Origin of the sequence: Arthrobacter sp. zg-Y895, assembly GCF_020731025.1 — a bacterium.
Lineage (GTDB): Bacteria > Actinomycetota > Actinomycetes > Actinomycetales > Micrococcaceae > Arthrobacter_B.
The window spans coordinates 1-22,174 of the sequence record NZ_JAJFZY010000009.1; the positions used below are offsets into that span (position 1 = coordinate 1).

Below are 22,174 nucleotides of genomic sequence, written 5' to 3' on the forward strand. Positions count from 1 at the left end.
CTAAATTCGAAACCGGCTAAAAAAACCGTCCCATACCCACGGGGTGGGCGGAAACGGCCTGTTCAACCAATCAAAATAAATTGGTATCAATAAACTTGGCACACTATTGAGTTCTCAAACAACAGACTGCTTCCGGCACCAGCAGGCGATCCTCAAGGGGATCTAAGCTCTGCGTCGCTCCGGAGCAACTTTTCTATCTTAGCCACACTGCCCGGTGGGTGTCAATTCGGCTGTTGGTCCGTCCGGCGAACCGGCGGGAAGCTAGTTCCCGGACCCACGGCTGAAGGTTGAAACCCGTGGGATCCGGTCTCCTGGTTCAATGTCCAGGATCTCGTTTCCCTCGATCAGCGCGGGTATTAACTCTAGCACGGTTTTGAGGCGGCTATGCACCCGTGCAGGCCCGGTCTCTTTCTAGGAGGCCGGGCCTGCGGGAGATGCTTACGGCTTGGGAACCAGGTACAGCACGCCAAGCGGAGGAACGGTCAGCGTGGCGGATGCCGGCTGGCCGTTGCAGGCACCTTCAACGGCGTGCACTACGCCCATATTTCCTACCCCGGAACCGCCGAACTCAGCGGCGTCGGTATTCAGCGCCTCCACCCATTCCCCGGCCCACGGCATTCCCAGCCGGAAGTCCTGGTGCGGGGCGCCGGCGAAGTTGGCCACGCAGACCACCGGATTTCCCTGGTGGTCCCAGCGGATGAACGAAAGGACATTGCGGGCGCCGTCGTTCTCGTTGATCCACTGGAAGCCTGCGGGCTCGTTGTCCCGGGCGGACAGTGCAGGCGTGTTGCGGTAGATCTCGTTGAGCTGCCGGACCATCAGCTGGACACCCTTATGCTGCGGGGTGTCGGTCAGGTACCAATCCAACCCGTACTGCTCCGACCATTCCGCTTCCTGGCCGAATTCGGTGCCCATGAAGATCAGCTGCTTACCGGGGTGCGCCCACTGGAACGCCAGGTAGGCGCGCAGATTGGCCAGCTGCTGCCACCGGTCACCGGGCATCTTGCGCAGCAGGGAGCCCTTGCCGTGCACCACTTCGTCATGGCTGATGGGCAGCAGGAAGTTCTCCGTGTACGCGTAGACCAAGGAGAAGGTCAGCTGGGCATGGTGGTAGACCCGGTTGATCGGGTCCTCTGACATGTACTGGAGGGTGTCATGCATCCAGCCCATGTTCCATTTGAGCCCGAAGCCAAGCCCGCCGGTGCTGGTAGGACGGGTGACACCGGGGAAGGCAGTGGATTCTTCGGCGATCATCACAATGCCGGGCACCCGCTTATAGGCGGTCGCGTTGACTTCCTGGAGGAAGGAGATCGCTTCCAGGTTCTCCCGGCCGCCGTGAACGTTGGGGGTCCACTGGCCTTCCGGCCGTGAGTAGTCCAGGTACAGCATGGATGCCACGGCATCCACCCGGAGTCCGTCCACGTGGAACTCTTCGAGCCAGTAGATCGCATTCGCGACAAGGAAGTTGCGTACTTCCCGGCGGCCGAAGTCGAAGACAAGGGTTCCCCAGTCCAGCTGCTCGCCGCGGAACGGGTCGCCGTGCTCGTAGAGCGTCTGGCCGTCGAACTTTGCCAGTGCCCAGGGGTCCTTGGGGAAATGGGCCGGAACCCAGTCCAGAATGACGCCGATGCCGGCCTGGTGCAGCCGGTCCACGAGGTAGCGGAATTCGTCCGGATGCCCGAACCGAGCGGTGGGGGCAAAGTAGGAGGTCACCTGGTAACCCCAGGAGCCGCCGAAGGGGTGCTCGGCTACGGGCATCAGTTCCACATGGGTGAAGCCCTGCCACTGGACGTATTCGGCCAGCTGGTCGGCCATTTCCCGGTAGTTCAGTCCCAGGCGCCAGGAACCCAGGTGCACCTCGTACACGCTCATGGGCGAATTGTGCGGATCCCGGGAGGCCCGGGTCTCCATCCACTCGGCATCGCCGAACTCATAGGTGGACTCGACGACGCGTGACCCGGTCAGCGGCGGCACCTCGGTGCCCTTGGCCATGGGATCGGCCTTTTCCCGCCAGACGCCGTCGCTGCCGAGGATTTCATACTTGTAGCGGGCACCCGGTTCGACGCCGGGCAGGAAGATTTCCCAGACGCCGGAGCTGCCGAGGGATCGCATCGCGTTGATGGTGCCGTCCCAGCCGTTGAAATCGCCCTTGACCCGCACCGAGCGTGCATTGGGGGCCCAGACTGCGAAGCTGACGCCGGAAATGTCGCCCAGCACGGAATCGTAGTGGTGCAGGTTCGCGCCGAGGACTGTCCACAGGTTTTCGTGCCGGCCTTCACCAATCAGGTGCAGGTCAATGTCGCCCAAGGTCGGGAGGAACCGGTACGGATCGTCGAACAGCTGGGGCTCATCGCCGTCGTACGTCACCTCCACCCGGTAATCCGGAACGGTGCCCGGTGTCGAAGCCGGAAGGGTTCCTACCCAGATGCCGTTGTACTCGTGCTGCAGCGGCACACGGCTGTCAGGGGTCACGACCACGACTTCGCGCGCCAGCGGGCGCAGGGTTCGAATGGTGACCACGGTTCCCGAGTCGTCCGGGTGCGCACCCAGGACTGCATGCGGCTGGTAGTAGCGGCCTTCGGAAACGGCCTGCAGCACGTCCTCGGCAACGGGGATCGGATCGGTGGAGACGGGCACGTCGGGCACCTGGGGCTCTGCGGTGGCGGATGTGGACCGCGACTTGCGTGGCTTATTCACTGTGCTCTCTTCCTTGCTGCCGTCTTGGCGTGCTGCGTCGTCGGCCTTCATGAGAATGGACCGGGCGGCGGCAGCGGGCACGCTGATCCAGCGCGGACGGTTTCTCATCTCGTAGACAACTTCGTACAGCGCCTTGTCCAGCCACAGGGCCAGGAACAGCGGGTCACTGCGGTTGATGGTGGTGCCGGTTTCCTTCTCATACCCCCGCAGGAAAGCATCGGCCGCGGCAGCTGCCCACCGGCGGGCCGATTCGCTTCGCCGCTGGACGGCCTCTTCAGGCTCTTCTGCGCCGTCCGCACCATCAATCAGCGCGACGCCGGCGGCGTAGTCGATCGAGCGCAGCATGCCGACGACGTCGCGCAGCGGCGCATCGGGGACACTGCGTTCGGCAGCGGGCCGCAGCGGCTCGCCCTCGAAGTCAAGGACGATCCAGCCTCGATCCGGAACCCGCAGGACCTGGCCGAGGTGGTAGTCGGCGTGGATGCGCTGCAGGTTGGGCAGTGTCCGGAGGTTGCGAACCTGTTCCAGCAGGTACTCCACGGCATCATCGAACGGCCCGACGACGTCCCGTGCTTCCGCCCACGCCCAACGGATCCTCGAGCTGAGGGACTCAAGGAACTCTGTGCGTTCTATGGCGCTGGGAGGCCTGCTGCCGAATGCTGCCGCCAGCTGCTGGTGGATGCGGCCGGTGGCGGCGCCCAGTTCCTCGGCCTCCGCGGTGAAATCCCGGCCGGCAAGGGCAGCCGAGGATGCGGTCCGCCAGGCGTCTTCGCTGCCGGGGAAGAATTCCCGCAGCACGGACAGGTGCCCGGTCAGCAGTTTCTCGCCGGACTCGTCCGCCGGGTCCGTCCAGGAACCGGTCACCCAGCCGTAGGTCGCCGGAACGTCCACCGAGCCGACTTCGGTCAGCCGTGCACTGACTTCGACGTCCGGACTCTCGCCGGCGGCCACCACGCGGTAGAACTTCACGATCAACGGTGCTTCAGGGGCCTGCACAATCACGGAGGTGTTGGACTGTTCACCCGTCAGGACCTTGGTGGGCAGCGGCGCCCGGAACGGCTCCCAGTCGGCGAAGCCGTCCAGGGCAAAGCCGTGCGTGTGCCCGTCCAGGGACGAAGCCTGGGAACGCATCAGTTCCAGCCAGGCGGTGACGAAGACCGGGTCGGCCGTCGCGTCGTACAGCCACCGCTCCCCCAGGTCTTCCTGGTGCGCCCGGCCCAGCAGTGCGGCTTCCAGCTCGGGGGCCGGCGCCGTCCGGTAGCTTACCGGCACGCTGATGACGTCCCGGCGGTCCCCGGAGACGACGGCGATGAGGTGGACTTCAAGTCCGACCTCGCCGGCTGGATCCTCGAGCCGGATCCCGCCGACCCTTTCCAGCAGGACTTCGCGGCCCTTTGCAGGGAACCAGCGTTGCCCGGGGAGCCAGGACGTCAGCATTTCGGGCAGGGACGGCGTCAACGGGCTCATCTCCGTGCCGCCTCCGAGATCGGAATCATGGGAATGGCTTCGGTCTGGGGCGACGACGTGTCCGACTTCACCGACCGCAGGCGCAGCCAGTAGAAGTCGTGGCTGCCCAGGGTCAGCGTCAGGGCACCGTCTTCTCCGATGGTGGGGAAGAGCGTGCCGCCGAAAGCATCCCGCAGTCCGCGGTTGGCGAACTCCGGCAGCTTCATGGACGCGGAGATGGGGTGCTGGGAAAGGTTGAAGATACACAGCACTGTCTCGCCCACCTCGCCCTCCGGGTTGTTGTCCGGCAGTTCGCGCACAAAGGCCAGGGCTGCTTCGGCATCGGTCGGCACGTTGCGGTAGGAACCCAGGCCGAAGGCCGGGTGGGCGCGGCGGACCATGATCATCTGCCGGATCCAGTGCAGCAGCGAACTCGAACTGGCCAGCTGCGCTTCCACATTGACGTGGTTGTAGTGGTAAACCAGCGACTGCACCACCGGCAGGTACAGCTTGCCGGGATCGGCGGTGGAGAATCCGGCATTGCGGTCCGGGTTCCACTGCATGGGTGTGCGGGAGGAATCGCGGTCTTCCAGCCAGATGTTGTCCCCCATGCCCAGCTCATCGCCGTAGTACAGGAACGGGCTGCCCGGCAGGGCCAGCAGCATCGCGTGGATCAACTCGATTTCCGACCGCGAATTGTCCAGCAGCGGAGCCAGCCGGCGTCGGATGCCGATGTTGGCCCGCATGCGGGAATCCGGGGCGTACCAGCCGAGCATCGCCTGGCGCTCTTCATTGGTGACCATTTCCAGCGTCAGCTCGTCATGGTTGCGCAGGAAGGTTCCCCACTGTGCGCCGGCCGGAATCTCCGGGGTCTCTTCCATTGTCTGGATGATCGGAGCGGCCTTCTGGTCCCGCAGCGCATAGAACAGGCGCGGCATGATCGGGAAGTGGAAGCACATGTGGCACTCGTCGCCGGTTTCGTCACCGAAGTACTCCACCACTTCGTGCGGCATCTGGTTAGCCTCGGCGATGATGACGCGGCCCGGGTAGTTCTCGTCGACCATGGTGCGCAGGTCCTTGAGGAACCGGTGCGTGGCCGGGAGGTTTTCACAGTTCGTGCCGTCCTCTTCAAAGAGGTACGGGATCGCGTCGGCCCGGAATCCGTCGATGCCCTGGTCCAGCCAGAAGCGGACGACGTCGAAGATCGCCTCGACCACCTTGGGGTTCTCGAAGTTCAGGTCCGGCTGGTGGCTGAAGAACCGGTGCCAGAAGAACTGCCGGCGGACCGGGTCGAAGGACCAGTTCGATTCCTCGGTGTCCACGAAGATGATGCGGGCGTCTTCGTACTTCTGGTCCGTGTCGGACCAGACGTAGAAGTCCCCGTAAGGGCCGTCCGGGTCGCTGCGGGACTCCTCGAACCACGGGTGCTTGTCCGAGGTGTGGTTCAGCGGCAGGTCGATGATGACGCGCAGGCCGCGGGCGTGTGCTTCTGCAACCAGGCGCTTGAAGTCGCTGATGGTGCCGAATTCGTCGAGGACATCGTAATAGTCGGAGATGTCATAGCCGCCGTCGCGCAGCGGCGACTTGAAGAACGGCGGCAGCCACAGGCAATCGATGCCCAGCCACTGCAGGTAGTCCAGCTTTTCGATCAGGCCGCTGAAGTCACCTGATCCGTCCCCGTTGGCGTCCGCGAAGCCGCGGACGAGTACCTCATAGAAAACGGCCTTGCGGTACCAATGAGGATCATTGGTCAAGCCGGGTGCGTGCAGTTGAAACGGGTTGGGCACTAGGAGTTCCTCCGAACTGACAGGATGTGCGCGGGTTCAAAGTGGGCGTCCAGGCGGACGTAATTGTGGGCTCCCCAGCGCCAGCTCTGGCCGCTGATCAGGTCATCCACCCAGAAGGTGCCGTCTTCGTTCAAATCCTGCGGGGCGAGGTGAAGCGCATCGAGGTCGAGCGTGACAGTGGATTCGCGGGCGCTGTGGGGGTCCACGTTAACCACAATAATGAGTGTGTCCCGGCTGGACGGATCGCCGGGACGGGTCTCTTTGTATTTGGAGTAGACCACGGTGCAGTCGTCGGTGCTGGAGTGCACCGTGAGGTTCTCGAGGTCCCCCAAAGCTGGATGGGTGCGGCGGATTTCGTTCAGCCGGGTGATGTACGGGGCGAGGCTGCGGCCTTCAGCTTCCGCTGCGGCGAAGTCCCGCTGCTTGTACTCGAACTTTTCGTTGTCGATGTATTCCTCGGCACCGGGCCGGGCGACGTGCTCAAACAGCTCGTAGCCGGCGTAGACGCCCCACAGCGGGCTGCCGGTGGCAGCCAGGACGGCGCGGATCTTGAAGGCTCCGGGGCCGCCGAACTGCAGGAATTCGGTGAGGATGTCCGGAGTGTTCACGAAGAAGTTGGGCCGGAAGAAGGCCGAAGACTCCCGGGACACCTCGGTGAAGTACTCCTCGATCTCCTCGCGGGTGTTCCGCCAGGTGAAGTAGCTGTAGGACTGCTGGAACCCGGCCTTGGCCAGTGCATGCATCATGGGCGGGCGGGTGAATGCTTCGGCCAGGAAGACCACGCCCGGGTACTCTGCGTTCACCGTGCCGATCAGCCATTCCCAGAACCGCAGCGGCTTGGTGTGGGGGTTGTCCACCCGGAAGATCTGCACCCCGTGGCTGATCCACAGCCGCACGATGCGCAGAATCTCCTGCGAGAGGCCCTCGTAGTCATTGTCGAAGTTCAGGGGATAGATGTCCTGGTACTTCTTCGGGGGGTTCTCGGCGTAGGCAATCGAACCGTCCACGCGGGTCGTGAACCATTCCGGATGGCTGGTCACCCAGGGGTGGTCCGGGGAGGCCTGCAGTGCGAGGTCAATGGCTACTTCCAGACCCAGTTCCCGGGCGCTGTCCACGAAGGCGTCGAAGTCCTCGAAAGTTCCCAGATCGGGGTGGATGGCATCATGGCCGCCCTCGGGTGCGCCGATGGCCCAGGGCGAGCCGGGATCCTGCGGGCCGGCAACCAGGGTGTTGTTCGGCCCCTTGCGGTGCGTGGTGCCGATCGGATGGATGGGAGGCAGGTAAATGACGTCGAACTGCATGTCCGCAACGCGCTGCAGGCTGCGCGCAGCAGTGCGGAACGTCCCCGACGTCCACTCGCGGGTGGCCGGATCCCACCGCGCGCCTTCGGATCGGGGGAAGAATTCGTACCAGGCGCCGCGGCCGGCAAGCTCCCGCTCCACCAAGAGGGGGAAGCGGTCCGAGCTGGTGACCAGGTCGCGGATCGGATCGCGGTCGAGGATAGCGGTGACAGCTTCCGTTCCGGCTGCTGCAAGGCGTTCCTCGACCGGCAGCCCGGTGTCTGCGAGCGCTGCCGCAGCGGCACGGAAGACCTCGGCGTCGGCGCCGCTGCGCTCGGCGGCAGCAGCGATGAACAGTTGGTGGCCTTCGGTGAGCATCAGCTCAACGTCGACTCCGGCGGCGATCTTCACCTCGGCGTTGTGGTGCCAGGTAGCGTAGACGTCCGCCCACCCCTCCACGGCAAAGCTCCAATGGCCCGTGCCGGCCGGGCGCAGCATGCCCTCCCAGCGGTCAAGCCCCAGGCCCACCGGGTGCATCCGGCTGCGGGCTACGACGATGCCTTCGGGGTCGTAGAGGACGGCACTGGCCCCTACCAGGTCATGTCCCTCGCGGAACACGGTGGCCCCGATAACGAGGTCCTCTCCGGGCACTGCTTTGGCGGGGAATCTCCCGTACTCCACTACGGGCGCCACATTGGTGATCGGAATCCGGCCAAACCGGAGATCCTTCGAGGGCAGGTCTTCTGGTGTCAACGCGCTGGATGTGCTCACAGACTAGACGTTATCGAGAATTCGGGCAGAATGCTAAGGCAACGTACTTTTATGGAATCGCCGCAGGTCGGCCATGGTTAGGCGGCGTTTTCAAGCCGCCTGGTATTTACCTGATTATTTGTCCGTCATTTTGGTTTATCCGATGCGTTAGTGCGCTAGCGTGACCGGGGTGAAGGCTATACGCAGATTTACCGTCCGAACCGTCCTGCCGTCCAGCATCGCCCCTTTGGGGAAGCTGGCCTCGAACCTGCGGTGGTCCTGGCACCAGCCGACGCTCAGGTTGTTTGAGAGCATCGACCCTGCTGCCTGGAAATCCAGCGGCGGGGACCCCGTGAAGCTGCTCGGCACCGTGAGCCGGGACAAGCTCGAGAGCATCGCGCAGGATGAGCACCTGGTCTCCGTAATCGCCGATCTAGGCGCCGACCTGGACAGATACCTCAACGAACCCCGCTGGTACCAGGGCCTGGGTGAGGACGCCCCGGCATCCATTGCGTACTTCTCCCCCGAATACGGCATCAGCGCCGTACTCCCCCAGTACTCCGGCGGCCTGGGGATCCTGGCCGGCGACCATCTGAAGGCCGCCTCCGATCTTGGAGTGCCGCTGGTTGCGGTGGGGCTGCTCTACAAGGCCGGGTATTTCAAGCAGGCACTCTCCCGCGACGGCTGGCAGCTGGAAACCTATCCCGTACTGGACCCCAATGCCCTGCCGTTGACCCTGCTGCGCGAGGAAGACGGCACCCCGGCGAAAATCACCCTGCCGCTCCCGGACAACCGCCAGCTTTCGGCACACATCTGGCGCGCCGACGTCGGGCGCGTACCCCTCCTGTTGCTGGACTCGGACGTCATCGGGAACGACGACGCCGCCCGCGGCATCACGGACCGCCTGTACGGAGGAGGCGGAGACCACCGGCTGCAGCAGGAACTGCTGCTGGGCATGGGCGGTGTCAAGGCCCTGCGCGTACACCAGCGGCTTACCGGGGCCCCGCCCGCCGAGGTCTTCCACAGCAACGAAGGCCATGCCGGCTTCCTGGGCGTAGAGCGCATCCGCGAACTGATGGACCAGGGCATGACCTGGGAGGAAGCGCTGACCGTCTCCCGCGCGTCGACGGTATTCACCACGCACACCCCGGTCCCGGCGGGCATCGACCGGTTCGAGCAAACACAGATCCGCCACTTCTTCACCGCGGGACTGGCGCAGTCCGTCCCCACCGACAAGATCCTGGCTCTGGGCGCGGAGAACTACGAGGGTGGAGATCCGGCCAAATTCAACATGGCAGTCATGGGCCTGCGGCTGGCCCAGCGGGCCAACGGCGTGGCCAAACTGCACGGTGAAGTCTCCCGGGAAATGTTCTCCGGCCTGTGGCCGGGCTTTGACGTGTCCGAAGTGCCGATCACGTCCGTGACCAACGGCGTGCACGTCCCCACCTGGATCGATCCGGAGGTCACTGCCCTCGCCAGCGAAAAGTTCGGCGTCGCCACCGTGCATGACCGCGACTGGGGCAGGGCCTACGAGCTCGATGACAAGGATCTGTGGGACCTGCGGCGGAAGCTGCGCAGCAACCTGGTCCACGACGTCCGGCGCCGCGTCAAGCGTGCCTGGCGCCGGCGCGGTGCCTCTGACGCGGAGCTGGCCTGGACGCAGAACGTGCTGGATCCGGACGTGCTGACCATTGGCTTTGCCCGCCGGGTGCCCACCTACAAGCGGCTGACCCTGATGCTGCGGGACCCGGACCGCCTCAAGGCACTGCTGCTGCACCCCACCCACCCCATCCAGGTAGTAGTGGCCGGCAAGTCCCACCCTGCCGATGAACAGGGCAAGAAAATGATCCAGGACCTGGTGCGCTTCACCGACGACCCTGAGGTCCGGCACCGGATCGTTTTCCTGCCCAACTACGACATCGCGATGGCGCAGACCCTGTTCCCCGGGTGTGACGTGTGGCTGAACAATCCGCTGCGCCCGCTGGAAGCCTCCGGCACCTCCGGCATGAAGTCGGCCATCAACGGCGGACTGAACCTCTCCATCCTCGACGGATGGTGGGACGAGATGTTCGACGGCAACAACGGGTGGGCCATCCCCTCCGCCAATCCCAGCAAGGGAACGCGGACCCGGGAGGTCTACACCGCGGACCAGCGGGACGACATTGAGGCAGCCGCGCTTTATGACCTGCTCGAGAACTCAGTTGGACCTATGTTCTACGGAACGGAGCCGCCGGCCGCGGCCGGCGCGGCCGGCCCCTCGGATCCGCCTACTGATTCGCTGCCGCACGAGTGGCTGGAAATGGTCAAGCACACCCTGGCGGACCTGGGGCCGAATGTTTCCGCCTCGAGGATGCTCAAGGACTACGTGAACCGGCTGTACCGGCCCGCCAGTTCTTCCGGACGGTTCATGGCAGCGGACGGGTACACCGCTGCGAAGGAACTCGCCCTGTGGATCACGCGGGTGCGTGACGGGTGGTCCACCGTGCAGGTGGAGAACGTGGATTCCGTAGGCGTCAGCGAAAACCCGCAGATCGGCGACACCCTGACGGTGCAGGCCTACGTCTCCCTCGGCTCCCTTCGGCCGGAGGACGTCAGCGTGGAAGCCGCCTACGGCATGGTGACCGAGAATGACCGGATCAGCGAGCACCGCATCCAAGAGCTCGCGCCGACAGAAGACCTGGGGTCGGGCCGCCACCTGTTCACGGGCACCATCCGCATCGAGCAGGCCGGACCGTTCGGCTACACCGTCCGGGTGCTGCCGAGGCATTCCGGGCTGGCGTCGAAGGCTGAGTTGGGGTTGGTCGTTAACGCGTAGCCTGCCTTGGTGTCCGTTCCGGGCGTCTCGGTGTCCGCGCCGGGGCCGCGCCGGTCTCCGCGCCGGGCGTTCCGGAACGGCGGCAACGAAAATCCCCGCTCGCAGAGCTCGCGGGGATTATTAAAGCCGCCTAACCCGGAACGTCCGGAGCGTTGGTGCCGTTGTCACCTCACGCAGAACATCCGGGTCGCAGGCTCGGGTGCCGTTATCGCCTAACCCTGAACGGTTCCCTAGGCGCGGTAGAGGCTGATTGAGTTCGCAGGAACTAGATCGGTGTTGCCCGACGGACGGACCTGGCCCCGGCGTTCTCCCAAATCCGAAGCAGTGGAGAAGACGAGTTCGTATCCGGAGGATTCACCAGGGGCAGAAATGTCCTCGAAACCGTTGCCCGCTTCGGAGGCCGCGCTGCGGACCGTCGGTGCGTCCGGAAGGCGGACGTCGACGTCGGACAGCGTGCCGTTCAGGACCATCAACCCGTTCAGCGAACCGTCTCCCGAGCCGATCAGGACCTGCACCACCCGGGTGGCGGGATCGCTCCACTGTTCCGGCGTCATGGGCTTGCCCTCCTGATCGAACCAGAGCAGGAAGGACTGCCGGCGGTCGGCCGGGAAGCGGTACGGCTGGCTGGCAAGATATTCGCGGCGCAGGCGCAGCAGCTCACGGGTGGTCGAGAGCATGCGGTGCGCGGCGTCGTCGAGGTTCCAGTTCAGCCAGGAGAGCTCGTTGTCCTGGCAGTACGCATTGTTGTTGCCGCGCTGGCTCCGGCCGATTTCATCCCCTGCCGTGATCATGGGCACACCCAGGGACATGGTGAGCGTAGCCATCAGGTTCCGGGCAGTCAGGCTCCGGGCAGCATTGATCCGCTCATCGTCCGAGGGCCCCTCGATGCCGTGGTTGTAGCTGCGGTTTTCTCCCGTGCCGTCCCGGTTTTCTTCACCGTTGGCTTCGTTGTGCTTACGCTCGAACATGGTCAGGTCGGAGAGGGTGAACCCGTCGTGGGCCGTGACGAAGTTAATCGAGGCCAGCGGTGTCCGGCCGGAGTCGGCGAAGAGTTCGGCTGAACCGGCCAATGCACCCGCCAGACGCGCCAGGGAACCTCCTTCCCGCCCCGCGGCAACGTCCGCTTGGCCGCGAAGCCAAAAGTCCCGGACTATGTCGCGGAAGTGGTCATTCCAGTCGGCCCACCCCTGCGGGAACCGGCCGGTCTGCCAACCGTCCGGCCCCACGTCCCACGGCTCCGAGATCAGTTTTACGTCCTGCAGCACGGAGTCGGCTGCCGCTGCTACGAGAAAAGGGTGCCTCGGATCAAACCGGCCGTCTGCGCCGCGGCAGAGCGAGGGGGCCAGATCGAAGCGGAAACCGTCCACGTGGTACTCCTGCACCCAGTAGCGCAGGGAGTCCAGTGCCAGCTGGATAATCCGGGGTTCACTGAAGTCCAGGGTGTTCCCGCAGCCCGTGGTGTCAACGTACGCACCGTCCGGGGCGTGACGGTAATAGGTTTCATCTCCCAGTCCGCGCCAGCTCAGCGCGGGCTGGTCGGACTTACCCTCAGCAGTGTGGTTGTACACCACGTCCAGCAGGACTTCGATGCCGGCCTCGTGAAGCGCCTTCACCATCCCCTTGAGTTCATCCTGCACCGCCTGGGCGCCGGCTTCCCGGGCAGCCCGGGTGGCGTAGGCGTCATGCGGGGCGAAGAACCCGAGGGTGTTGTAACCCCAGTAATTTGCCAGCCCCAGTTCCTGCAGGTGCAGCTCGTCGGCATGGAAATGCACCGGCAGCAGTTCCACCGCAGTGATGCCCAGGTCCTGCAGGTACTGGACCATCACCGGGTGCCCCATGCCGGCGTAGGTTCCCCGGAGCTCTTCCGGGATCCCGGGATGCAGCATGGTCTGGCCCCGCACATGGGCCTCATAGATGACGGTGTCCCGCCAAGGGGTGTGGGGACGGCGGGCGTTGCCCCAGTCAAAGTCCCCGGCGGTGTACACCGAGTAATAGATCTGGCTCCCCTGCACCGGTTCCGCTTCGATGCCGCGCCCGTAGGGGTCCAGCAACAGCTGGAAGCTGCCCGGCCCTGCCGGAAGGGACCGGTCCCGCGGCCAGAAGCCGTAGCGGCTCCCGGGCCGCAGGCCGTACACCCGGCCGTGGTGGATGCCGAGGACGGTGTCCGTCAGCGGGGCCGTGGACCAGTGGCCGGGAGCCGTCTCGTAGTACACATCGACGGCGGGCAGGCCCGGGGCGTAAACGGACACATTGACGGCACCATCGACGTCAGGCACACCTGAAACGGTGTGCCTGACGCCCAGCGGCAAGGGTCGCGAGTCGCGCTTCGAGGCGCTGCCCGCGGCGGTTCCGCCGATCACGTGTGCCATGTACGCCCTTTACTGCCGGTGACCCCGGCCCGGATTAGGAGGAGCGCTGCCGGGAGATTTCGTACAGGGTGATGCCGACGGCCATGGAAGCGTTGAGTGACTCCATGGCGGAGTCGATGGGGATGGAGACAATCTGGTCGCAGTTCTCCCGGACCAGGCGGGACAAGCCCTTGCCCTCGGAACCCACCACAATGCAGATCGGTTCCTTGGCCAGCACGATGGAGGGAAGCGATACATCGCCGTCGCCGTCCAGGCCCAGAACAAAAATACCCATCTTCTTGAACGTCTTGAGGGTGTTGTTCAGGTTGCCGGCCCGAGCCACGGGGACGCGGACGGCAGCACCGGCACTGGTCTTCCATGCCGAGGCGGTGACGCCCACGGCCCGGCGTTCCGGAACGACGACGCCGTGTGCGCTGAAGGCCGAGGCAGACCGGATGATCGCGCCGAGGTTGCGCGGATCGGTGATGCCGTCCAGGGCGACGAAGAGCGGCGCGTTGCGGATGTGGCCCTTCTTCCAGGCCTCAAGGGTCTCGGAGGCAAGGTCGGTGGGGTCGGCGTACTCGTACGGCGGGATCTGCAGGACGAGGCCCTGGTGCACGGCCTCGTTGGTCATGCGGTCCAGCTCGGGCTTGTGCGTTTCCATCACCGGCAGGCCGCGTTCGGCCGCCATCTTCAAGGATTCCCGGACCCGGTCATCCATGTCGATACGGACGGCAACGTGCAGGGCCTTTGCCGGGATGCCCGCACGCAGCGCTTCCACGACGGAGTTGCGGCCGGTAACAACTTCTTCAGCCACCTTGCCGCGGACGTTGGTGCCGCTGCGGCCGCCGGCACGGGCATCGCCGCGCTTGGCATCGCCGCGCTTGGCGGCGGACCGCTCAGCAAGCTGCTTGCTCTTGAACGCCTTGTGGTACGGGCGCTCTTCAGCCTTGGGTGTGGGGCCCTTACCCTCGAGGGCCTTGCGGCCGAGCCCGCCGGTACCGCCGCTGGGGCCCTTCTTGGCTTTGCGCATTGCGCCGGGACGTCCATTGTTGGCCATCGGTTACACCTTTACTAGAAGAAAGCATTCCATTCCAGTTTACGCAGTCCGCGGCCGGGTTGGCGGACACCGCTGCTGGACTCAGGCGACGCTCCACGTCACGCCGTCGGCGCCGTCCTCCACGGTGATGCCGGCGGCGGCCAGCGAATCGCGGATCGCGTCGGCCCGCGACCAGTCCTTTGCGGCCCGGGCAGCGTTCCGTTCGGCGAGCCGGTCCTGCACCAGGGCGTCCAGTGCGGCGTCGGCCGGACCCGACTGCGCTGCGGCGTCCGTCGCGTCGTCCAGGCCCAGGACGGAGGTCATGGCCCGCACCTGTCCCAGTGCGCGCTGAACGGTTTCATTGTCGCCGGCGGCAAGGGCCGTGTTACCGGCGCGCACGGTTTCATGCAGCACGGCCAGGGCCTGGGGAACATTCAGGTCATCGTCCATGGCGGCGGCGAAGGCATCCGGAACCGCGGCGGGCGCGGCGTCGGCCTTCGCAGCAGCCTTGGCAAGGAACCCGTCGATACGCTCGACGGCGGCGGCCGCCTCCTGCAGGGACGTCGGCCGGTAGTCCAGCACCGATCGGTAGTGGGCCTGGCCCAGGTAATACCGGACCACACGGGGGCTGGCCTGCTCCAGCATTTGAGTCGGACTGATGGTGTTGCCGATGGACTTGGACATCTTCTCGCCCTCGAAGGTGACCATGCCGTTGTGCATCCAGAAGTTCGCGAAGCCGTGCCCTGCGGCCTGGGACTGCGCCATCTCGTTCTCGTGGTGCGGGAAGCGCAGGTCCAGCCCGCCGCCGTGGATGTCGAACTCGGTGCCGAGGTATTTGGTGACCATGGCCGAGCACTCCAGGTGCCAGCCCGGGCGTCCGCGGCCCCAGGGGCTGTCCCAGGACGCGGTCTCCGGCTCGCCCTCCTTATGCCCCTTCCACAGCGCGAAGTCCCGCGGATCACGCTTGCCCCGCGGGCCGGCGTCGGGCGCTGCCTGCATGTCATCGATGTTCTGGCGGGTCAGCGACCCGTACTTCTGCCAGGAGCGCACGTCGAAGTACACGTCACCGGAAGCGTCCAGGGCCGGGTAGGCGTGTCCGCGCTCGATCAGGGCCGCAATGAGCGCATGCATCTCCGGGATGTGTCCCGTGGCGCGCGGTTCGTAGGTGGGACGCTGGACGCCGAGGGTGTCGTAGGCCTTGGCGAACTCCTGCTCGAACCGGTAGGCCAGCGCCCACCAGGGTTCGTCCGGGACGACGCCGGGAGCCGGCTCGGCGCCCACGGAGTCGGCTGCCTTGGCCAGGATCTTGTCGTCAATATCCGTCACATTGCGGACCACGGTGACCTGGAGTCCGCGGTAACGCAGCCAGCGGGTGAGCTGGTCAAAGGCGATGGCGGAGCGGATGTGCCCTACGTGCGGGAGTCCCTGCACGGTGGCGCCGCAGTAGTAGAGGCTGGCCTTGCCTTCAACCAGGGGAACGAAGTCCCGGACCTGCGCTGTTGCGGTGTCATAGAATCTCAAGCTCACTGCTCTAGGCTAGCCGAAACCGCGTGCCCTCAGTCAGCGGCCGTCGCAGCGGCGGCGACGACGGCGGTGGCCACCGCGGCGATCCCCTCGCCGCGGCCGGTGAAGCCCAGCTGGTCGGTGGTGGTGGCGGAAACGCTGACCGGCGCGCCGGCGGCTGCACTCAGGACCGCTTCAGCTTCTGCCCGGCGGGGACTGAACTTGGGCCGGTTGCCGATCAGCTGCACGGCGATGTTGCCGATCTCGAAACCCGCCGCCCGCACAATGCGGGCAGCCTCGCCGAGGAGTACTGTCCCTGCAGCACCGGCGTATTCCGGCCGGTCGGTGCCGAAGTGGGTACCCAGATCCCCCAGCCCGGCAGCCGAGAACAGTGCGTCTGCGGCGGCATGGGCCACCGGGTCGCCGTCGGAATGCCCGGCCAGACCCCGCTCGCCTTCCCAATGAAGGCCCGCTACCCAGAGCGGCCGCGGTGCGTCGTCGGGCGCGAAAGCGTGTACATCGACGCCGATTCCGGTGCGTGGCAGGGCCATTTCAGTCCTCCTGGCGGTGGTGCCCGCCGGCCAGGATCGCTTCCGCGAGCACCAGGTCCAGCGGGGTGGTGATTTTCAGGGACAGCTGTGAACCTTCGACCACGTAGACCTCGGTCCCCAGGGACTCCACGAGCATGGCGTCGTCGGTGACGGCCGCTGCCGTGTCCGTGTCGAAGGAGAGGGCCGCGTCGTGGGCCCGGCGGAGCAGGGCCGCATCGAAGCCCTGCGGGGTCTGTACGGCACGCAGCCGGGAACGGTCCGGCGTCCCGGTGACGAGGCGTGCGGCGACGGAGGAGGTCTCGGCGACCGCCGACCCGCCGGCCGGCACGGGAGCCGTGTCCTTGACAGTATCCACCACGGGGATGGCAGGAATGACCGCTGAGGCACCCGCAGCCAGCGCTGCTGCCACGCGGTGGAACACCTCCGGCGGCGTCAGCGCACGGGCTGCATCGTGGACCAGCACCGCGTCCAGGTCCGCCGGCAGCGCGTTCAGCGCAGCCCGGACCGATTCGGGCCGGGTGGCTCCGCCGTCGACCGCTTGGACAGAAGCCGGGAACCGGTCACAGATGCTGCGCATCACGGTGTCACCGGCAGGCACGGCAACGGCAATGGCGGCGGCGATATCGGCGGCCTGGACGGCACGGAGGGCGTGGACGAGCATCGGTTCCCCGGCAAGCGGAACCTGGGCCTTGGGCATGCCGTAGCCGAGCCGCTGGCCGGATCCTCCGGCTACTACGACGACGCCGATCCGCGGCGGGCGGGAAGGGGTAGTGGACACCGTTCCACCCTAATGCCAGCGGGCAGGCGCTTAAACATTGATTGCCGGCCCCGAAGGACCGGCAATCGATGAAACTGGCTTGGCTGCCTAGCTCGCGAGAACCTCGTCGAGCACGGCCGCTGCCTGGTCTTCATCCGTCTTTTCGGCAAGTGCCAGTTCCGAAATCAGGATCTGGCGTGCCTTCGCGAGCATTCGCTTCTCGCCGGCGGACAGCCCGCGGTCATGGTCGCGGCGCCAGAGATCGCGGACAACTTCCGCTACCTTGACGACATCGCCTGACGCAAGCTTTTCCAGGTTTGCCTTGTATCGGCGCGACCAGTTAGTGGGCTCTTCAGTGAGCTCGGCGCGCAGGACGTCAAAGACGTGCTCCAGGCCTTCCTTGCCCACTACATCGCGCACCCCAACGAGGTCGACGTTCTCAGCCGGTACTTCTATGGTCAGATCACCCTGGGCCACCTTAAGCTTGAGATACATTTTCTCTTCGCCCTTGATGGTTCGCATCTTGATCTCTTCGATCTTCGCGGCACCGTGGTGAGGATAAACAACTGTTTCGCCAACCTCAAAAACCATGTGGTCTTTCCCCTTTCCCGGGGCTCAGTTTATCAGAGATGCGACACGCCGAGTAGAGTTTTCGCAGGTCAGGTACTGCATGGGCTCCGGTGTAGGTAGTATTCCGCCTTTCACGGGTACTTCACGGGCATCTCCACTGCTCAGGAACCGCCGTCCGCGCCTGCCCAAGAATCCAGTTTTTCGCCGGTTTGCCGATAGGCTAGGCAGCAAAGATAGCCTCAGGTCGCTAGACCGCAATACTTCAGGAGTTTGTGCTGTGAGATTCACACCCAAGAACCGGGTCCGGCGCACCGCTGCGGCCGGTGTCATCGCGCTTGCCATGCTGGGAACGGCAGGCTGCAGCGCTGTGAACGAGCAGGCAACCACCATTCAGTACTCGCCTTCGGACGGCATCGCGGAGAACGTTGCCGACCTGCAGCTGCGCAACATCCTCGTGGTCAGCAACGGCTCCGGGGAACCCGGCCGGCTCATCGGCACCGTGCTCAACGACTCCGACCAGGCCCAGCGGTTCTCCCTCGACTTTGGCGGCACGCCCCTGTCCTGGACGCTGCCGGCCGGCGGCAAGGTCGTCTTCGAGGACGAGGAGGAGGAGAAGGTCACCGTCTCCTCCGTTCGGCAGGAGCCCGGCACCGGCATTGACGCCGAGCTGACCCTCAACGAAGAAACCAAGGACCTGAACATTCCGGTGGTCAACGGCGACCAGGAAGATTACCGTCCGTACCTGCCGACAGGGTCCGAGTACACGCCGCGACCGGTTGAAACCACCGAGTCCGAGAGCTCCGGCGAGGGCCACTAGCCAGACCGGGCATCTCCGTAAAACCCCGAAAGGGCCGGCGCTGCGGCGCCGGCCCTTTTTCGTGCCCCGCCCCGGGTCAGGCCTCGAACTTATAGCCCAGCCCGCGCACGGTCACCAGGTGCCGGGGCGCGGAGGAATCCGCCTCTATCTTTGCCCGCAGCCGTTTGACGTGGACATCGAGGGTCTTGGTGTCACCCACATAATCCGCGCCCCAGACCCGTTCGATCAGTTGTCCGCGGGTCAGGACCCGGCCGGAGTTCCGCAGGAGCAGCTCCAGCAGCTCGAACTCCTTCAGCGGGAAGGGCACGCTGGTGCCGTTGACCTGCACCACGTGCCGGTCAACATCCATGCGCACAGGCCCTGCCTCCAGTGCAGCACCGGCAAAGTCCGCTCCCGCTCCTTCCCCCCGGCGTCGGAGCACCGCACGCACCCGGGCCAGCAGCTCGCGCGAGGAATACGGCTTGGTGACGTAGTCATCGGCGCCGATCTCGAGGCCGACCACCTTGTCGATTTCCGCATCCCGTGCGGTCAGCATGATGACCGGGACATCCGAACGTTGGCGGATCCGGCGGCAAACCTCCGTGCCGGAGAGCCCGGGCAGCATCAGGTCCAGCAGGATCAGGTCCGCGCCCGACTGTTCAAAGGCGGCGACGGCGTCGGTGCCGTTGTCCACGACGTCAACGTCGAATCCCTCCCTGGCCAGCAGATAGGAGAGGGGATCGCTGAAGGACTCCTCGTCTTCGACAATCAGAATCCGGGTCAAGCGGTAGCTCCCTGTTTCGATTCGCGGATATCTGCGGCGTCCATCTCGGGCAGCCGCACGGTGAAAGTGGATCCGTGCCCCGGGCGGGACCACAGGTCCACCTCGCCACCGTGGTTGGCCACCACGTGTTTGACGATGCTCAACCCCAGACCGGTTCCGCCGGTGTGCCTCGAACGGGCGGAATCGATCCGGTAGAACCGTTCAAACACCCGTTCCTGTTCTTCGGGAGCTATGCCGGGGCCCTGGTCCGTTACGGCCACCTGGGCCATGCCGTTGCGGGACTGCAGCCCGATCCCCACTCTGCTGCCCTCGGGCGAATAGCGGATGGCATTGTCGATCAGGTTCCGGAAAGCGGTGGTCAGCATCGGGGCGTCGCCGTACACCGCAGCATCGGACCTGCCGCCCACGAGTACCTCGATGTTCTTGCTCTCGGCGTTCAGCCGGTTGGCCTCGACGGCGTCCTCGAGAATACGGTTCACGTCCACCGGTTTGGCACGGTCCACGATGTCAGTACTCTGCAGCCGGGACAGTTCGATGATGTCCTGAACCAGGGCAGTGAGGCGGGCGGATTCCCGGTGCATCCTTTTGGCGAACCGGCGGACCGCTTCTTCGTCGCCTGCAGCGTCGTCCAGCGCTTCGGACAGCAGCGAGATGGCACCCACCGGCGTCTTGAGTTCGTGGGAAACATTCGCAACGAAGTCGTGGCGGACTTCCTCGGTGCGGGTGATCTCCGTCCGGTCGTCGGCCAGGATCAGCACATACTCCTCCCCCACTGTCGCCACCCGGACCTGCAGGATGAGGGACCCTTCACCGAGCGGACCCCGGGGAAGCTCCAGCCTGGCCTCCTCGATGACGCCGTCGCGGCGCACCCTGGCGCACAGGTCCAGTAAGCGGTCATTGACGATCGTGTGCCCGCGGACCAGGCCGAACGCGTAGGCACCGGGGCTGGCCCGGACAACGCCGTCAATGGCATCGGCAACAATGTAGGCGCGCCCAATGACGCCGAGCACCTCGGCAGCACCCTCGGGGACCGTCGGCTCGGAGATCTCGGCCAACTCCCACCGCTGGCGCTGGCTGGCCCCGTACGCGAGGACACCGAAAGCACCAACAGCCAGGCCGAGGAGGCCGGCCAGCAAGGCCAGCAGTACAGGATTCACTCTCTTAGCTTAGGCCGGTCTCCGCGGCCGGGAAGGAAAGCCGGTGGCTTTGGACCATTCGTTAAACTAACGTTCATCTAAGGGGCCAGTGTGGTTCACCCGCGACTGACATCCTGCAGGAGCAGCCGTAGGCGCAGGAAGCGCCGGGCCGCACCCGTTCCGCAGATCCCATACGATCCACCCGCTTTTGAGAGGACCCTTCAGTGCGCAAGGTTTTCCAGGCCGAGCTTCATCAAATCGGTGAAGAACTGACCCAGATATCCCAGCTGGTAACGGAGGCGATGCGCAAAGCCACGCTCGCCTTTGAAGGCGCCGATATCGAACTCGCGCAGGATGTCATCGCTGCAGACGCGCGGATCGACTTCCTGCAGAATGACCTGGATGAGCGTGCCATCGACGTTCTCGCCCTGCAGGGCCCGGTGGCCAGTGACCTGCGCATGATCGTCGGATCTCTGCGCATGAGCGCGTCGCTGGAACGCATGGGGGACCTGGCCCGGCACATAGCGCAGCTCGCGCGCCTGCGGTACCCGGCCAACGTGGTGCCGGACAACATGGTGCAGACCTTCCGCGAGATGGCGCAGCTGGACATCCGCATTTCCGAACAGCTGACCGAACTGCTGGAGACGCGCAACCTGGAGATGAGCAAGGACATTTACGAGGCCAACAGCCGGATCAACGAACTGCATGCCGGGGTTTTCAAGTCCATTGCCTCCCCGGACTGGAACGTTCCCGCTGTCAGCACGGTGGACCTGACCCTCGCCAGCCGCTACTTCGAGCGCTTTGCGGACCACGGGGTTTCCGTCACCCGCAAGGTCAACTACCTCGTCACCGGTGAATGGCATCCCCTGTCAGAGTCAGGCGTGTAGCGTCCGGGACTCACCACCGGCTTGAAACATAAAAGGGCGGTCCCCACATGGGGACCGCCCTTTCTTACGACCGGGACCAATGCCACCGGCCGCAGGTGCTACTTCTTCTTACCCTGGTTCGCCACGGCCTTGATGGAAGCGGCGGCGGCCTCGGGATCGAGGTAGGTGCCGCCGGCCTTGACCGGCTTCAGGTCCTCGTCGAGTTCGTACACCAGCGGGATACCGGTGGGGATGTTGACGGCGGCGATATCGGCGTCGCTGATCCCGTCCAGATGCTTGACCAGCGCACGCAGGGAGTTGCCGTGCGCGGCAATCATCACCGTCTTGCCGGTACGGATGTCCTTGGAGATATCCGACTCCCAGTACGGCAGGAACCGTTCCAGGACGTCCTTGAGGCACTCGGTGCGCGGCAGTTCGTCGGCGGCCAGATCCGCGTAACGGGGATCGTGGGCCTGGGAGAAGTCGCTGTCGTCCGGCAGGGGCGGCGGCGGGGTGTCGTAGGAACGGCGCCAGAGCATGAACTGTTCCTCGCCGTACTCGGCCAGGGTCTGGGCCTTGTCCTTGCCCTGCAGTGCGCCGTAGTGCCGCTCGTTCAGGCGCCAGCTGCGCTTGACGTCGATCCAGATGCGGTCGGCCGCACCCAGGGCCAGGTTCGCCGTGTTGATGGCCCGCTGGAGCCGGGAGGTGTAGAGGATGTCCGGGAGAATGTTGTTCTCAACCAGCAGCTGCCCGCCGCGGAGGGCTTCCTCACGTCCGAGGTCGGTCAGATCCACGTCCACCCAGCCCGTGAAGAGGTTCTTTTCATTCCATTCACTCTGCCCGTGGCGCAGAAGGATCAGTTTGTAGGTCATATAAGCATGGTATCGGAGTGCGTACCGCGCAGGGAGGGCGACGGCGGTTTGGCCGGGCAGATGGGCGGGGCCCGGAATCTACTGAGCAGATAACGGGGTCATCAGGCGTCCATAAGCCCGTTACCTGCTCACAGTAGATCAATCCCGCCCGGTGAATCTTCCGGGCGGCCCGCAGGA

General features: G+C 65.2%; 15 protein-coding genes. 3 read left to right on the forward strand and 12 right to left on the reverse strand.

Features of this window, described 5'->3' with window-relative positions; translation table 11 throughout:
- Positions 1–438 precede the first annotated feature (438 nt).
- The 3 genes from glgB to LJ760_RS14050 are packed head-to-tail and all read right to left on the reverse strand — an operon-like array spanning position 439 to position 7,981.
- Positions 439–4,164 (reverse strand): 1,4-alpha-glucan branching protein GlgB, encoded by a 3,726-nt coding sequence (glgB, locus tag LJ760_RS14040; RefSeq protein ID WP_227923770.1) that lies wholly within the window; start codon positions 4,162–4,164, stop codon positions 439–441.
- Entirely contained in the window at positions 4,161–5,930 is a 1,770-nt protein-coding gene (gene treS / locus LJ760_RS14045; RefSeq protein WP_227923772.1) for a maltose alpha-D-glucosyltransferase, read from the reverse strand. Before treS ends, glgB begins: the two co-directional genes overlap by 4 nt.
- Positions 5,930–7,981, reverse strand: coding sequence for an alpha-1,4-glucan--maltose-1-phosphate maltosyltransferase (locus LJ760_RS14050; RefSeq protein ID WP_227923773.1), 2,052 nt, complete (start codon positions 7,979–7,981; stop codon positions 5,930–5,932). Before LJ760_RS14050 ends, treS begins: the two co-directional genes overlap by 1 nt.
- A 169-nt stretch (positions 7,982–8,150) precedes the next feature.
- Between LJ760_RS14050 and glgP the strand changes: the two genes are divergently transcribed.
- The gene (gene glgP, locus LJ760_RS14055) at positions 8,151–10,775 is read left to right on the forward strand and encodes an alpha-glucan family phosphorylase (RefSeq protein ID WP_227923774.1); all 2,625 of its coding nucleotides are present in this window, start codon (positions 8,151–8,153) and stop codon (positions 10,773–10,775) included.
- 230 nt (positions 10,776–11,005) lie between these two features.
- On the opposite strand, the gene glgX is transcribed toward glgP, so the two are convergent.
- The 6 genes from glgX to LJ760_RS14085 all read right to left on the reverse strand — a co-directional run bounded on the left by glgX (position 11,006) and on the right by LJ760_RS14085 (position 17,564).
- Positions 11,006–13,144, reverse strand: coding sequence for a glycogen debranching protein GlgX (gene glgX, locus LJ760_RS14060; protein ID WP_227923775.1), 2,139 nt, complete (start codon positions 13,142–13,144; stop codon positions 11,006–11,008).
- 34 nt (positions 13,145–13,178) lie between these two features.
- Entirely contained in the window at positions 13,179–14,183 is a 1,005-nt protein-coding gene (gene rlmB, locus LJ760_RS14065; RefSeq protein ID WP_227923777.1) for a 23S rRNA (guanosine(2251)-2'-O)-methyltransferase RlmB, read from the reverse strand.
- Between the two features lie 81 nt (positions 14,184–14,264).
- Positions 14,265–15,689 carry a cysteine--tRNA ligase gene (gene cysS / locus LJ760_RS14070; protein ID WP_227923780.1) on the reverse strand — a complete coding sequence of 475 codons (1,425 nt, stop codon included), beginning with the start codon at positions 15,687–15,689 and terminating at the stop codon, positions 14,265–14,267.
- Positions 15,690–15,718: 29 nt separating this feature from the next.
- Positions 15,719–16,216: a 2-C-methyl-D-erythritol 2,4-cyclodiphosphate synthase gene (gene ispF, locus LJ760_RS14075; RefSeq protein WP_227923782.1), complete on the reverse strand. Its 498-nt coding sequence runs from the start codon at positions 16,214–16,216 to the stop codon at positions 15,719–15,721.
- 1 nt (position 16,217) lies between these two features.
- Complete coding sequence (gene ispD / locus LJ760_RS14080) at positions 16,218–16,994, reverse strand: 2-C-methyl-D-erythritol 4-phosphate cytidylyltransferase (RefSeq protein WP_227923783.1); 777 nt, start codon at positions 16,992–16,994, stop codon at positions 16,218–16,220.
- A gap of 87 nt (positions 16,995–17,081) precedes the next feature.
- Positions 17,082–17,564, reverse strand: coding sequence for a CarD family transcriptional regulator (locus LJ760_RS14085; protein WP_066300159.1), 483 nt, complete (start codon positions 17,562–17,564; stop codon positions 17,082–17,084).
- A gap of 256 nt (positions 17,565–17,820) precedes the next feature.
- Here LJ760_RS14085 and LJ760_RS14090 point away from each other — a divergent pair, with 256 nt between their 5' ends.
- The gene (locus LJ760_RS14090) at positions 17,821–18,360 is read left to right on the forward strand and encodes a hypothetical protein (RefSeq protein ID WP_227923786.1); all 540 of its coding nucleotides are present in this window, start codon (positions 17,821–17,823) and stop codon (positions 18,358–18,360) included.
- A 76-nt stretch (positions 18,361–18,436) separates the two neighbouring features.
- Here LJ760_RS14090 and LJ760_RS14095 read toward each other — a convergent pair whose 3' ends face one another.
- On the reverse strand, positions 18,437–19,123 hold the full coding sequence (locus LJ760_RS14095) for a response regulator transcription factor (protein WP_227923788.1): 687 nt from the start codon (positions 19,121–19,123) through the stop codon (positions 18,437–18,439).
- On the reverse strand, positions 19,120–20,280 hold the full coding sequence (locus tag LJ760_RS14100; protein ID WP_227923791.1) for a sensor histidine kinase: 1,161 nt from the start codon (positions 20,278–20,280) through the stop codon (positions 19,120–19,122). Before LJ760_RS14100 ends, LJ760_RS14095 begins: the two co-directional genes overlap by 4 nt.
- Positions 20,281–20,483: 203 nt before the next feature.
- Here LJ760_RS14100 and phoU point away from each other — a divergent pair, with 203 nt between their 5' ends.
- Positions 20,484–21,146: a phosphate signaling complex protein PhoU gene (phoU, locus tag LJ760_RS14105; RefSeq protein WP_227923793.1), complete on the forward strand. Its 663-nt coding sequence runs from the start codon at positions 20,484–20,486 to the stop codon at positions 21,144–21,146.
- A gap of 98 nt (positions 21,147–21,244) precedes the next feature.
- Here the strand turns inward: phoU and LJ760_RS14110 are convergent, their stop codons facing one another.
- A complete protein-coding gene (locus LJ760_RS14110; protein WP_227923794.1) occupies positions 21,245–21,997 on the reverse strand; it encodes a phosphoglyceromutase in 753 nt (250 codons plus the stop codon).
- Positions 21,998–22,174: the final 177 nt, after the last annotated feature.

Excerpts from the sequence above, each read along its gene's own strand:
- glgB (WP_227923770.1), bottom strand. The coding sequence starts at position 4,164 with ATGAGCCCGTTGACGCCGTCCCTGCCCGAAATGCTGACGTCCTGGCTC.
- glgX (WP_227923775.1), bottom strand. The coding sequence starts at position 13,144 with ATGGCACACGTGATCGGCGGAACCGCCGCGGGCAGCGCCTCGAAGCGC.
- rlmB (WP_227923777.1), bottom strand. The coding sequence starts at position 14,183 with ATGGCCAACAATGGACGTCCCGGCGCAATGCGCAAAGCCAAGAAGGGC.
- ispF (WP_227923782.1), bottom strand. The coding sequence starts at position 16,216 with ATGGCCCTGCCACGCACCGGAATCGGCGTCGATGTACACGCTTTCGCG.
- LJ760_RS14085 (WP_066300159.1), bottom strand. The coding sequence starts at position 17,564 with ATGGTTTTTGAGGTTGGCGAAACAGTTGTTTATCCTCACCACGGTGCC.
- LJ760_RS14110 (WP_227923794.1), bottom strand. The coding sequence starts at position 21,997 with ATGACCTACAAACTGATCCTTCTGCGCCACGGGCAGAGTGAATGGAAT.